This is a genomic window from Flavobacterium piscis (assembly GCF_001686925.1).
Lineage (GTDB): Bacteria > Bacteroidota > Bacteroidia > Flavobacteriales > Flavobacteriaceae > Flavobacterium > Flavobacterium piscis.
On record NZ_LVEN01000012.1, the window covers coordinates 87,127 to 100,696 of the forward strand.

The following is a 13,570-nucleotide window of genomic DNA, read 5'->3' on the forward strand; positions in this document are numbered from 1 at the left end:
CTTTTTTTATTTAGTGGTGATCATGTCCATGATCTTGATCTTTCTTAGAATTTCCTTTGGACTTACCTGGATGATCGTTTTTATTTTTATACTTGTTATTCTGTTTATAAGCCTTATCCGGTTTATTACCTCTATTTTTTTGAGGTTTTCCGTGATAGCCTTTTGGATATTCAGCTCTGTGTTTTTTATGATAGGTATAAGGAGCATCTCCTCTATAATCATTTAAAACTACTTTATATCCTCCGTAAAGATCATATTGTCTGTAGGCTGAAGGCAGTCTGCTTTGTCTTACCCATCTGCCATTATTATCATAAATAAACTGCTTTTGACTAACATCGTAATAGGTATCGATATCCGGCAGATAATAATATCTACTGTCGTCATAACCTTCCGGACCCCAGCTTGGAGGTGTACCAATATTTACATTGATCGAAACTTGCGCGTGGGCAAAAACACTCATCAGAAGCATTAGTGCAATTACTATTTTTTTCATTTTTGTGATATTTAGTATTAATGTATTTAATACAATGCTAAAGTAGTGCCATTTATTTGCTTTTATGCCTTCTATTATACAAAAACAACATACTAATCGACGAATAGCAACTCACAGCCGACAAAATCCATAAAAAAACGCCTCAAAAATTTGAGGCGTTTTGTTTATTCATATTTTAATTGGTCACAATCATCATAAGAATGATTTTTGGATAATTCTATTTCCATCCACCACCCAAAGCACGATACAAATCAACTACAGCTTGTAATTTTTGCAAATTATCATTTACCCCGCTCAATTGAGCGGCTAAAAGATTTTGTTCTGAGGTTAATACATCAGTATAATTAGTTGCAGAGCTGTATTCTAAAAGCTGTTGTGTAAAATCAACTGCTTTTTCTAAAGCTTCAATTTGTTTTTCTCTTGAATCTTCTTTCTCAACAGCCATTTCATAAGCATACAAAGCATTCGAAACTTCCTGACCCGCTACTAAAAGACTTTGCTGAAAATTATTAAAAGCCTGAACTTGTCTTGATTGTGCGTTTGTTAATCTTGCTTTATTAAGTCCCTGATTAAAAATAGGCTGTGTCAATCCTCCAATTATAGAGTAAAAGATAGACTGATCAAAGAAATTCTTCAATTGCAGTGTCGATAACCCTCCACTTGCCGTAAGCGTTAAACTTGGATAAAAATAAGTTTTAGCCATGTTTGTAGTCTCAAAAGCAGTTCTGAAATCAAACTCAGCCTGACGAACATCCGGACGATTTTCCAGCAATTGAGCAGGTAACCCTATTGCTATCTTTTCAGGAATTACCTGATCTCCTAAAGTTCCTCTCTCTATTGGTCCTGAAGCCTGACCTAACAAAATATTCAATGCATTTTCAGTCTCACGAATACTTCTTTTCAAATCGGGAATCAACACTTCGGCTGCATGTTGGTTGGCCTCACTTTGTACTACAGATGCACCTGTAACAATTGCTCCTTCTTTTAAAGCTTTTATAACTTCAACGTTTTTAATACGGCTTTCTAATGTTGATTTGGTAATTTCTAATTGTTTATCATACGATAATAATAAAAAATAATTATTAGCAATATCAGAAATTAATTGTGTCTGTACCGCTTGTTTTGCCGCATCTGTAGAAAGATAAGTTGCTAAGGCCGCTCTTTTAGAACTGCTTAGTTTACCCCAAATATCAGCTTCCCAAGACGTACTAAAACCCATTTTATAAGTCGTCGTTAATGTATTGATATTAATTCCTGCCGGAAAATTCAGAGCTGCTTTAGACTGCTTGTTACGCGTTGCATTAGCATCAAAATCCAAAGTTGGATAATAAGCCAATTTGGTCTGAAGTAATGTTGCGCGCGCCTGAACGATATTTTCGATGGCATTTTTTAGGTTTAGATTTTGATCTAATCCCTTTTGAATTAACGCATTTAGTTTTTGATCTTTAAAAACCGTTTGCCAAGGCATATTAGCAATCGTAGTCGAATCGGCAGAAGCCTGATCTCTGTATAAATTATCTGTCGATAATGTTTTGGGGCGTTCGTATTTTTGGGTAACGCAGGCACTTAAAAGTGCTGCTGCGATTACCATAAGAATATATTTATTTGAACTGTGAGTCATTTTTTCTTAATTAAATTATTACTCTTTATGAGCTTCGATTAACTGTACCTCTTCGTCATCATCTTCGTCATCATAACCATCTTTGGCCGGACCACTAATTCTTTCCTGTAAAGTTTGGAAAATGATAAACAAAATTGGAATAACAAATACTCCTAAAATGGTTCCAATTAACATTCCTCCAACAGCTCCAGTACCAATAGATTTGTTTCCTACGGCTCCTGCTCCCGAAGCAAACATCAAAGGAACAAGTCCTAAAATAAAGGCAAAAGAGGTCATTAAAATTGGTCGTAAACGCGCAACGGCTCCTTCTACTGCTGCTTGTACAATTGGCATTCCTTTACGCCTTCTTTCAAGGGCAAATTCAACAATCAAAATACCATTCTTGGCCAGCAATCCAATAAGCATGATCAACGAAATCTGCAAATAAATATTACTGTTTAATTTGAAAATGATCGAAAACAAATATGCTCCAGCCAATCCAAACGGAATCGAGAATAAAACCGCAAATGGTAAAATATAACTTTCGTATTGTGCACTTAATAAGAAATAAACAAACACAAGACATAATATAAAGATGAAAATAGTTTCACTTCCTGAAGCCAATTCCTCACGCGTTAATCCAGAAAATTCGTAGCCATAACCTGAAGGAAGACTCTCTGCGGCAACTTCCTGAATAGCCTTAATAGCATCTCCTGAACTAAAGCCCGGATTTGGTGCTCCTGTTATAGAAATAGACGTAAATAAGTTAAACCTCGAAATTGATTCCGGCCCAAAAACCCTTGTCATTTTTACAAATTCTGTAATGGGTGCCATATTTCCGGCACTATTTCTAACAAAAATTTTATTAAGTCCTTCTGTATTCGTACGGAATTCCGGAGATGCCTGAATCATAACACGATACTGTTTTCCGAATTTATTGAAATTCGAAGCATATAATCCTCCATAATACCCTTGCATGGTAGATAGAATAGAGTTAACCGGCACACCTGCATCTTTTGCTTTTGCCAGGTTAATATCCATCATATATTGAGGAAAACCAGGATTAAAAGGCGTTGTTGCATATTGTATTTCAGGACGTTTAGATAATTTTTCTAAAAAATCGGTATTCACTTTATAAAATTCTGCTGTTGAGTGACCACCTTTGTCCTGCAATTGAAATTCGAATCCACCACTTTGTCCAAAACCTTGAATTGTTGGCGGAGAAATGAAGAAAATATTAGCTTCACGAATTCCGCTTGTTTTGGCAAAAAGCTGACCAATTACATCATTTACACTCAAATCACGTTTGTCCCATGTTTCCAGCTTTACAATAACCATACTGTAGGCACTACCCGCTCCCGCTGTGAAGTTTTGTCCCACAATACGCAATGTGTTTTTGACACCCGGAATGGTTTTGGCAATACTGTCTACTTTTTTGGCTATAATATCAGAACGCTCCATTGAGGCAGATGGCGGTAAGCTAATATTAGCAAAAACAGTTCCCTGATCTTCAGCAGGAACGAAAGCAGATGGCGTAGTTTTCATCATATAAAACAAGGCTGCACCGACTACTACAATTGAAGCTAATACAATCCATTTTTTTACAGAAAGAAACTGAACTGATCTTTTATATTTATTGGTAACATTGTCAAATGCAACATTAAAAGAAGTATAAAATCGCTGAATAAAACTTTTATGTTTATGATCGTCAGCATGTGGTTTTAAAAGTAATGCACACAATGCAGGACTTAAAGTCAAGGCATTAATGGCCGAAAGAATAATTGCAACCGCTAACGTAATACCAAACTGTTTGTAGAAAACCCCTGTAGATCCTGTAATAAACGTAACCGGAATAAATACCGCCGCCATTACAAGAGTAATCGAGATAATTGCACCAGAGATTTCATCCATGGCATCAATGGTCGCTTTTTTAGACGATTTATAACCGTGATCCAGCTTGGCATGCACAGCCTCGACGACGACAATGGCATCATCGACCACAATACCAATGGCAAGAACCATTGCAAACAGCGTTAATAAGTTAATCGTAAATCCAAATAAATTAAGGAAGAAAAAGGTTCCTACAATAGCCACCGGAACTGCAATAGCCGGAATTAAGGTTGACCTAAAATCCTGAAGGAAAATAAATACTACAATAAAAACCAATATAAATGCTTCGATCAAAGTATGAATTACTTTCTCGATAGAAGCATCCAGGTTTTCATTAACGTCAACAAGAATGGTATATTTTACACCTTTTGGGAAGTTTTTTGCTGCATCTTCAATTAATTTTTTAGAATTATTAATTACATCACGTGCATTTGATCCCGGCGTTTGACTAATAGCCATTGCTGCAGATTCGACACCGTTTGTTTTAATGGTTGACGAATAACTTAAAGATCCTAACTCTACTTTAGCAACATCTTTTAGACGTAACATTTGCCCGTTTCCAACAGATTTTATGACGATATCGCCAAATTCCTGAGCACTGGTTAAACGTCCTTTATATTTAATTACATATTGAAATGCCTGATCTCCATTCTCACCAAATTTACCTGGTGCTGCTTCGATATTTTGTTCTGCCAAAGCCGCCGAAATATCACTTGGAATCAATTTATATTGCTGCATTACATCTGGTCGTAACCAGATTCTCATAGAATAATCTTTTGCACCAAAAACGGTTACATCTCCTACTCCAACTACACGCTGAATTTGGGGAACAAGGTTGATCTTGGCATAATTTTGAAGGAAAGTCTGATCGTAAGCCGGATCATCACTGTATAAAGAGAAGATCAACAAGTTACTACTCTGACTCTTTGTTACCGTTACCCCTGCCTGAGTTACCTCTACAGGTAATAAACTAGTTGCTCTGGAAACCCTGTTTTGAACATTTACTGCTGCCAAATCGGGATTTGTTCCTACTTTAAAGAAGATTTTTATCGATGCATTTCCATCATTGGTTGCTGTAGAAGTCATGTACGTCATGTTTTCTACACCATTAATTTGCTCTTCAAGCGGAATTACAATACTTTTAAGTACCACATCAGCATTGGCTCCGGTATAACTTGCCGAAACGTTTACAGTTGGCGGAGCAATATCCGGATATTGAGAGATAGGCAGCTCAACGAGGCCTAAAACACCTAAAATGACAATAATAACAGATATTACTGTCGAAAGAACAGGTCTTTGTATGAATATTTTAAACATTTTTTTCTTATTTTAAGTCGGCATATACTGATTCTGCACTTTCATTATGAGTTTTAATCTCGCTTCCGTCTTTTAACGCAGCAACTCCTTCTAATACAATCTGGTCTCCTGCTTTTAAACCGCTTGTTACCACGTAATAATTACCTGCCGTATTTTCAAGTACGGTAATGTTGACATTTTTAGTTTTTCCGTCTTTTCCTACCGTCACTGCAAAAATCTTATCCTGAAGTTCGAATGTCGCACTCTGAGGAACTAATATTGCATCTTTAACTTCATTCGGGATTCGCACTGTTGTACTGCTTCCGCTTCTGATAATTCCTTTTGAATTGGGAAAACGGGCTCTTATATTTACGGAACCGGTTTCGGTATTGATTAATCCGTTTACGGTTTCAATACGTCCTTTTTCAGGATAAGTTGAGCCATCTGAAAGTAAAAGCGAAACCGCCGGTAATTGCTTGATTTTTTCTGCTAATGAAGTTCCAGAACCACTTTTGGTAAAGTTAAGAAGGGCTTTTTCGTTCATTGCAAAATAAGCAAAAACATTTCCTATACTGGAAACTGTTGTAAGAGGTTCAGTAGTGTTAGAACTTACCAAACTTCCTAAACGAAAAGGAATCGAACCCACAACTCCATTTACCGGACTTGTAACTGTAGTGTAACCCAGATTGGTTTTTGCATTTACCAAAGCTGCATTTGCCTGAGCCAATGCCGCCAAAGCCGACTCATAAGTATATTGGGCCGATTCAAGATCGTATTTACTAATAATTCCTTTTTCTACAAGTGGTTTTACTTTATTTACGGCCAGTTTTGCTGAACTTAAATCTGCCTGAGCACTTTTTATACTTGCTGTCGCTGTACGAACTTGCTGCTCATATTCAGGTGCGCTGATTTTAAACAATGGCTGTCCGGTCTTTACTACTGCACCTTCATCTACGAAAATTTTATCGATATAGCCTTCTACTCTTGGGCGGATTTCTATATTTTGCTGTCCCTGAATACTTGCGGGATAGTCTGCGTTTAGTGTAGCTGATTTTGTCTCTAAAACCAGCGTTTTATACTCTTTTACCTGAGGTGCACCTCCGGCCTGAGCCGATTTATCATTTTTATTACCACATGATGCGATAATAACAGCTACTGCGAGAATGCTTAAAAAGGATTGCTTATTCATTGTGAAAAATGTGTAATTATCAATTTATATCGAAACAAAAGAACTAAAATATAACAAACAAAAAATTATCAATAGACGGAGCGCAAGAAACAATCGATAGATATCACATAAGAACCGATAGAACTTTATTTACGATAAACACGACATCTTATCATATGCTCGTCGGTTCTAAGATGGTTTTTACGGGTTCTGACTCTATTTTGGGCGATTGGTTTTATATCTTTTATAAATATAATGTAATATTGTCACAAAATCATAAAATAAAATGTCACCAACTTTTTTTAAACCATACATTTTCACCGGATTACATATCCTTGCCTGGCTGTTATTGGGTTTTATAATGTTATTTTACATCCCTATTACCTGGAATGTAATCCTACCGCCTGTATTTTGGTTATGGCAGATGATTGTATTGATTTTGCTTATTATTATATTTTATTCTAATGCCAAAATCATGGTTCCAAAAACAATAATCAAAGACAATACATCTCCGTTTTTGTTTTGGGCTTTCCTTATGATCTTTGTCATGCAGCTTATTGCATATTTTTTTACTTCACAAACAGACCTTCATACTAAAATCAGTTTGGTTTTAGGATTTAAAAAATATAGAAATCCTTATTTTGACAATTACGTCTTCATGCTTACCTTATTGGTTCTGGGTATTAGTACCAGTTGGGCCATGTTACACCACTGGCAAAAAGCGGCACAACACAAACAAAAGCTGGAACAGGATAAAACAATGGCCGAACTGGCAATGTTAAAAGCACAGATAAATCCGCACTTTTTTTTTAATTCACTCAATAGTATTTATTCGCTTACTTATACCAATATTGAAGATTCGCGTAAAGCACTTCATACTTTAAGCCGTATGATGCGCTACTTACTTTACAGTACCGAAGGCGAAAGAACTACTTTATTAAAAGAAGCTGATTTTATGAAAGATTTTATAGCTTTAATGAAGCTTCGCGCCAATAGCAAGTTAACAATAACAACTGATATTCCCGAAAAAATACACGATTACCCAATTGTTCCCATGTTGTTGTTACCTTTAGTAGAAAATGCTTTTAAACACGGCGTACATGCTACTGATAAAAGCGAAATACATATTAAACTCAGACAAAAAGAAAACAATCTTGAATTTGAAGTTGAAAACACTTTCTTTGAAAAAACCTCAACAACAGATCAGGGCGGAATTGGATTAACGAATACAAAACGCAGGCTGCACTTAATTTACCCCAATAATCATATTATGACATGTGGTGTTGACCAAAACGGTAAATACAAAGTAAATCTGCAAATAACATTAGAACAATGATGGTACTAAAATGTATAGCAGTAGATGATGAACCACTCGCATTAAGACTTGTGGAAACATTTATAGAACAAACTCCTTTTTTAGAATTAACCTGCAGCTGCGATAATGCAGTTGAAGCAATGAGCCTGATACGCGAACAACAACCTGATATTGTTTTTCTGGATATCAACATGCCCAATTTAACAGGTATGGAACTGGCCAGACTTTTGCAGGAACAACCGGGACCATTGCCTAAAATTATTTTCACGACCGCATATAACCATTATGCTATTGAAGGTTACAGGGTGAATGCTGTAGATTATCTTTTAAAACCTTTTAGTTATGAAGAGTTTTTGCGCGCAGCAAACAAAGTTCTTCAAATGTCTGAAGAAGCTGCAAATCAGTTTCCTTCTGTCACGGCCGATGACGAATTTATTTTCCTGAAGGTAGAATATCAATGGGTTAGAATTTCTTTAAAAGATATTTTATACATCGAAAGTCTGAAAGATTATGTAAAAGTGCATCTTGAAGACACTCAAAAATCAGTTATGTCTTTAATCTCTCTTAAAGCTCTGGAAGAAAAACTGCCTGCATCAAAATTTATGCGAATCAATCGTTCCTTTATTGTTTCACTCGAAAAAATAAATGCAATAAGTAAAAATTCCATATTCATAAATAAAACCGAAATAACTGTTGGTGAACAGTATAAAGAGACCTTTAAAACCATTGTAGAAAAATGGTTGAAATAACTATAATATAAAATCACATGGAAAAGAGATCAAATAAATACTATCTGACATTAAGTCTAAAAGAATATGCCAACGGCACGACCGAACCGGCAAAGGAATTGGGAATACAATTTGACAATCACGACGAAATATTTAGTATTATAGAAAGAATTAAAGATAAAAATATTTTTGAAGATTCTAACGAAGCGACACAATTTGCACTTGGCCTGAAATTGTTTAGCGAAATAAAATTAAAGCATCGAAAGAATCCTCTTTTTGAGGAGCTAAACGAAGTTTTTCCTGTCTTTATGAAAAAACTAAAAAGTTTGTAAATGTATAATAGAGACTGTCCTTTTTGAGACAGTCTTTTTTTGTTTTAAAATTAATTGGTTTGTGTTTGTCTACGAAGCGGTGATAAAATTGTAGAGCACGAGTGTGATTTCTCGTTCCTCGAAATTGACAAATTGCGCGTATGATGGATTAAAATCTATCTCTACAATATGATTTGTTCCTTTGGAACACTTTGAAGAAAATTATAAACAAAAAAACACCACTTTTTCAGTGGTGTTTCTTTGTATCAAAACATAAAACCTTATGCTTTCGCTTTTCTTTTTACCGTACAACCAATTTCTTTCGTCTCAGTTATAGCCGGTTTTTGATTGGTTTTTAAGGCAGCAATAACATCTTCGGCATATTTTGTTTTCTCTGTTTTAGTTCCTTCAGGATCGTTGTCGATTGCGCCTACATACTCTACAATATTTCCTTTTGCTGTTTTAGAAACAATAAAAAGTTGCGGTGTATGTTTTGCCCCATATTGGTCTGTAACTACTTGTCCCTGATCGAATAGATATGGAAAAGGATATTTTTTATCTTTTGCCAATTGCTGCATTTTATCATAAGCATCTGCCTTAGAAGCTTCAGGATCATTTGGATTAATAGCAATTACAGGATATCCTTGCGGTTTGAATTTTTTATCCAGCTCAATTATTCTTTTCTCATATGCTACTGCATAAGGACACGTATTACAAGTAAAAACAACAATAAAACCTTTTGCTTTTGGGTAACTGGCAAAAGAAACTTCTTTGCCATCAACATTTTTCAATTTAAAATCAGGAGCGGTTTGCCCGGCTTTAAGCGTGGCAGTTTGCGCCTGAGCAAATAAAATACTAAATACTAGTATCGTAACTGTGGTAATGAACTTTTGCATAATTTATAGTTTTTTATATTCGGTTAATAATTGTTCGTACGTAAATTCAGATTCGATAAATTTTCTTTTATCTCCTTTAATAAAAAGTGTTGCCGGAATACTTCCTGACCAGGATTTTTCGATTCGGTCGATATATTGTTGCGGATCGCTTTCATTCAATAAAAAAACCTGACTTTTTATGTTTTTTCTTTTCACAAAAGGAATTACAGCCGAATTTAATTTTGATTTGAAATCAACGCTTACCAATAATACAGCCAATTTTTCTGGTTTAAATTCTGCGTTTAACTTTTCAAAATGAGGCAATTCCTTTATACAGGGCGCACACCACGTTGCCCAAAAGTTCACTACATAAATACTGTCTTTTCCTTTTTCGATTCTTTCATTCAGCTGATCAATATTCATCAGCTTTACATTTTGACTGTATCCTGCAATTGAAAAAGCAAAGAATAAAAAAGTAACGATTTTAAAAGCGTGGATTTTCATATTTGGCGAAGGCTTAAAATTAAATTTGCCTTACAAATATAAACTAATGAAGATTTAGTTTTTGTTAATAAAAGTTTAATACGAAAGATTAGCCATCAAGGCACTACGTCACTAATTTATTTTTTTCAGGATCTAAGAATTCTATTTATCTCTGTTACATCTTCCTGATAGCGAGGATATTTTATTATATTCCTTACGCTGTGATTTTCATTATTTGTTATACCCGTTCCAGCTGTTTCCTGAAACGAAGATTCCATTACTAAACCATTTAAAATACAATTGGCAATGTATTCCGAATGCAATTCAAATCCCGGAATAGCTTCCAGATGTTTTGCAATAATTGGTTTCAAAACCGATCTTTGATTTTCTTGTATTCCTGTCATCGGTACAAGAAGCAAAAAGAAAACTGGATTTTTTGCAAAAGCCAACAGTTCATCTAATGTTAGAAACCATGCCTCAAAATGCCCCCCTAAATTGCCAATATAGATATCGTTCAGGAAAAAATTGATTTCGTATTCCTGAAATTCAACGGCAAAATTTAGATTTTCTGTGAGATTGCCTGTAAAGTATCTCGGGTTTTCTTCTATCGATTCATGATTAAAAAATTGCCTTTCCCAATTATAAAAATCGGTTTCATTGGTTTTGATCACCTCAACTGCTTCATCAATGTTAAGCTCTTCTTTTTCATCAAAGCCTCTGAACCAGCATAAATAAAACTTCCAAAAAAAGGTGTTTTCTCTGATTTCTTCTATTGTTATTTCGTTATTCATTATCATAAATTATCTTGTGGTGTCCACATCCTAAAGAATTTGAACATTTTTGGATATTCTTCTCTTGGTACAAATGCTGCACAAACTTCCTGATTATCCAAAGCCGATTCAGTTAATACAATATGGTCTCCTTCTTTTTGTGCATTTTTAAATTCTGTTTCAGAAACAACGCAAACCACCTTTTTAAAGATTCCGTTGATCCAGGTTTGCATGTTTTCATTATCTTCAAATTTCCTAAAACAGGCTAGAGAAGCATGCGCCGTAATTACAGGGACCAATTTATCAGGAACATTCTGTTTTACTAAAATGTACATTTTCATATTATTATCTTTTGAGGTGTTATCCTCTATCTTTTATATTGTGAACCAGCATTATTCAGCTAAAGCTACAACAACTTCATTAGTAATATTAAAAATAGTTTTTATAAATTATACTTCCACTTTAAACGGATAATTATAATCTGCTGTATAATCTGGTTTTTCATCTGAAGGTTTCAAAACAAATTCAAAAGTGGGTTCCATGCTTTCAAATTCTTTTATTTCGCCCGAAACTGTTTCTATTTCCGTAAGCTGTTTTGTTAATCCCGCTAAAACAGCAACTGTATACCAGCCATTTGGTAATTCGATCGTTGCATTTTTGAATTTCTTTAATGCTTCGACTGTTGGTGTTATAAAATTTCTTAGATAAGGAATTGTATAAAGGTAAATTCGTCCGTTTACTACTTTTAAGCAATATCCGTCACGCTGATGCTGAACTTCATTTCCTGGTTTTAAAAGCTCCGGAGTTTCAACCGAAAGATTGAAATATATGGTGTACGGATGATTTTCAATTCCTATCATCGGTACCATTACTCCTTGTTCTACAACCTGATCTCCGGTTTCTTCTGTAGTAAATTCCGTGAGTAAATCATCAGGCAAATTATTTTCAGTTTTATACTGCAATAAATAATCCGGATCGCCTAAAATGAAATAATCCATTAAATCATTTAAAACTTCGTCGAATTTGTATAGAGACATATTGATGATTTTATGTTGTTGTTTTCTAAAGGTAATTCAATTTTATGCAAAGCTTTTTCCGCTTACTCTTATTTCTCTTTATCTTCTTCTGCAATCCAGGTTAAAAACGCTGTATCTGCACCCCCAATTTCTATAATTCTTTCTTTATGCATCATTAGCCCTAACCCATGCTCACGATCCCATGAACATGAGAAAAGAAAGCCAATATACGGCAAGTCATCTTTAAAAACAGATGTTATGTAAATTGACGTTGGCGAAATTAAATCAGCAAAATCACTAATTTGTTTTATATCTGGCATAAAATCAGGTTTATCTGCCTCGCTGTAATCATATCTTTTTTGCCAATCTGGATATACTTTAAGCAATTCCTGCAAAATGCTTTCGAGTATTTTCTTTTGATTTTCTTTGAGATATTCAATTCCATTTTCATGCTCTTCAGTAATTTCTACTTCTTCCTCTTCATCATCATTGTCTGCTAAAATCTCTAATTGAATAAACTCTTCTGTACCAAAAAAAGAATTCCATTGTTCTAATTCAACTGCATCTAAAAAATCATCATCATCACTTTCGTCGTTATCATCTTGCTTCATAAGTGCACGAGGATTTTCTAAATGTTTATTGAAAAATTCATAACAAAATGGAGCTCTTGTAAATATATAATCCTGATTTTCATTGTAACACAAAAATAAATACTCAAGTGCTTTTTCTTCATTACCACATTCTAAACAACATTGTCCTTTGTAATAATTTTTAATATAATTGGGATTTCTATCTGAAGCTGAATGAAGATCACTTGTTTCAAGCCATCGCATCATATTATCAAAATCATTAGCCCAAATATATTCGTTAATCATTCTACCGCTTATAATGTAAGCCTGATAAATGTTGAATTTTTCCTCATCGGCTTCTGCCCATTTTTCTTCGATAAAATTGATTAAATCATCTTTTGTCAGCTTGTTTTTCTTTAAAGAAAATTTATCCAGAAAAGTTGATATTTCGTCTATAATGTTTTCTGCGTTTGACATTTTATGTTTTTTTTATTTCTTTTTTAATTAAATTAAACCGCATCTAATTCATCTTCTACATTTGTGGTTTTACTCAAAACTTCTTCAAGCGTATGGCCTAATAAAACCCAGCAATCATCATTGTAACCGATATTTCCGGCCGGAACGACAATGATCGGAAAACCTTCTTTTTGTCTAAGATCATACGCATAAAATTTTCCGCCGCCATTAAACGCGATCGGAAGAAATGCCGGCGCCCAAATGGGGAACCCGTAAGCAATATACATTTGCCTAATATCTTCGAGGGAGAAAAAACCAAATTCGCGTTCGCCGTTTATAATACCTCCTCCGTTTGAATATCGCAAAAGCGAAATAAACTCTTCGGGAAGTCTTAATTGCTGTGGAATAGGGAAATGCTCAGAAGTTTTGCCTTTGGGATATAAGCTTTCGATATCAGGAAATAAACTAAATTCTTCTTCTGAAAACGGTTTTGTAAAAAAATCATCCAAAAAAGGTTCAGTCAATCCCGGTTGTTTGTCGAAAAAAGTAAATTTATGAAACCACATTTTACAAGTTATTTTTTAGAAATTTTCATTTTCT

The 13,570-nt window shown here is 34.6% G+C and carries 14 protein-coding genes; 3 read left to right on the top strand and 11 right to left on the bottom strand.

Features of this window, described 5'->3' with window-relative positions; all coding sequences use genetic code 11:
- Nucleotides 1-10: 10 nt before the first annotated feature.
- From FLP_RS07515 to FLP_RS07530, 4 genes are all read right to left on the bottom strand, one after another.
- Complete coding sequence (locus FLP_RS07515; RefSeq protein WP_065448906.1) at nt 11-493, bottom strand: hypothetical protein; 483 nt, start codon at nt 491-493, stop codon at nt 11-13.
- Between the two features lie 217 nt (nt 494-710).
- Nucleotides 711-2,114, bottom strand: coding sequence for an efflux transporter outer membrane subunit (locus FLP_RS07520; protein ID WP_065448907.1), 1,404 nt, complete (start codon nt 2,112-2,114; stop codon nt 711-713).
- Nucleotides 2,115-2,132: 18 nt separating this feature from the next.
- Nucleotides 2,133-5,300 (bottom strand): efflux RND transporter permease subunit, encoded by a 3,168-nt coding sequence (locus FLP_RS07525; protein WP_065448908.1) that lies wholly within the window; start codon nt 5,298-5,300, stop codon nt 2,133-2,135.
- A 7-nt stretch (nt 5,301-5,307) separates the two neighbouring features.
- Nucleotides 5,308-6,468 (bottom strand): efflux RND transporter periplasmic adaptor subunit, encoded by a 1,161-nt coding sequence (locus FLP_RS07530; RefSeq protein WP_065448909.1) that lies wholly within the window; start codon nt 6,466-6,468, stop codon nt 5,308-5,310.
- Nucleotides 6,469-6,733: 265 nt separating this feature from the next.
- Between FLP_RS07530 and FLP_RS07535 the strand changes: the two genes are divergently transcribed.
- From FLP_RS07535 to FLP_RS07545, 3 genes are read left to right on the top strand one after another with little or no spacing between them, the layout of a single operon-like run.
- The gene (locus tag FLP_RS07535) at nt 6,734-7,783 is read left to right on the top strand and encodes a sensor histidine kinase (RefSeq protein ID WP_065448910.1); all 1,050 of its coding nucleotides are present in this window, start codon (nt 6,734-6,736) and stop codon (nt 7,781-7,783) included.
- The gene (locus FLP_RS07540; RefSeq protein WP_065448911.1) at nt 7,780-8,511 is read left to right on the top strand and encodes a LytR/AlgR family response regulator transcription factor; all 732 of its coding nucleotides are present in this window, start codon (nt 7,780-7,782) and stop codon (nt 8,509-8,511) included. Before FLP_RS07535 ends, FLP_RS07540 begins: the two co-directional genes overlap by 4 nt.
- Nucleotides 8,512-8,528: 17 nt before the next feature.
- The gene (locus FLP_RS07545; RefSeq protein WP_065448912.1) at nt 8,529-8,822 is read left to right on the top strand and encodes a DUF3861 domain-containing protein; all 294 of its coding nucleotides are present in this window, start codon (nt 8,529-8,531) and stop codon (nt 8,820-8,822) included.
- 260 nt (nt 8,823-9,082) lie between these two features.
- On the opposite strand, the gene FLP_RS07550 is transcribed toward FLP_RS07545, so the two are convergent.
- From FLP_RS07550 to FLP_RS07580, 7 genes are all read right to left on the bottom strand, one after another.
- The gene (locus tag FLP_RS07550) at nt 9,083-9,697 is read right to left on the bottom strand and encodes a thioredoxin family protein (protein WP_065448913.1); all 615 of its coding nucleotides are present in this window, start codon (nt 9,695-9,697) and stop codon (nt 9,083-9,085) included.
- A 3-nt stretch (nt 9,698-9,700) separates the two neighbouring features.
- Nucleotides 9,701-10,180, bottom strand: coding sequence for a TlpA disulfide reductase family protein (locus FLP_RS07555; RefSeq protein WP_065448914.1), 480 nt, complete (start codon nt 10,178-10,180; stop codon nt 9,701-9,703).
- Nucleotides 10,181-10,305: 125 nt separating this feature from the next.
- Nucleotides 10,306-10,950 carry an Imm19 family immunity protein gene (locus tag FLP_RS07560; protein WP_065448915.1) on the bottom strand — a complete coding sequence of 215 codons (645 nt, stop codon included), beginning with the start codon at nt 10,948-10,950 and terminating at the stop codon, nt 10,306-10,308.
- Nucleotides 10,951-10,952: 2 nt separating this feature from the next.
- The gene (locus FLP_RS07565; RefSeq protein WP_065448916.1) at nt 10,953-11,270 is read right to left on the bottom strand and encodes an aminoacyl-tRNA hydrolase; all 318 of its coding nucleotides are present in this window, start codon (nt 11,268-11,270) and stop codon (nt 10,953-10,955) included.
- Nucleotides 11,271-11,378: 108 nt separating this feature from the next.
- Complete coding sequence (locus FLP_RS07570) at nt 11,379-11,966, bottom strand: hypothetical protein (protein ID WP_065448917.1); 588 nt, start codon at nt 11,964-11,966, stop codon at nt 11,379-11,381.
- A gap of 68 nt (nt 11,967-12,034) precedes the next feature.
- On the bottom strand, nt 12,035-12,991 hold the full coding sequence (locus tag FLP_RS07575) for a DUF6985 domain-containing protein (protein ID WP_065448918.1): 957 nt from the start codon (nt 12,989-12,991) through the stop codon (nt 12,035-12,037).
- Between the two features lie 32 nt (nt 12,992-13,023).
- The gene (locus FLP_RS07580) at nt 13,024-13,536 is read right to left on the bottom strand and encodes an SMI1/KNR4 family protein (protein ID WP_083195820.1); all 513 of its coding nucleotides are present in this window, start codon (nt 13,534-13,536) and stop codon (nt 13,024-13,026) included.
- Nucleotides 13,537-13,570: the final 34 nt, after the last annotated feature.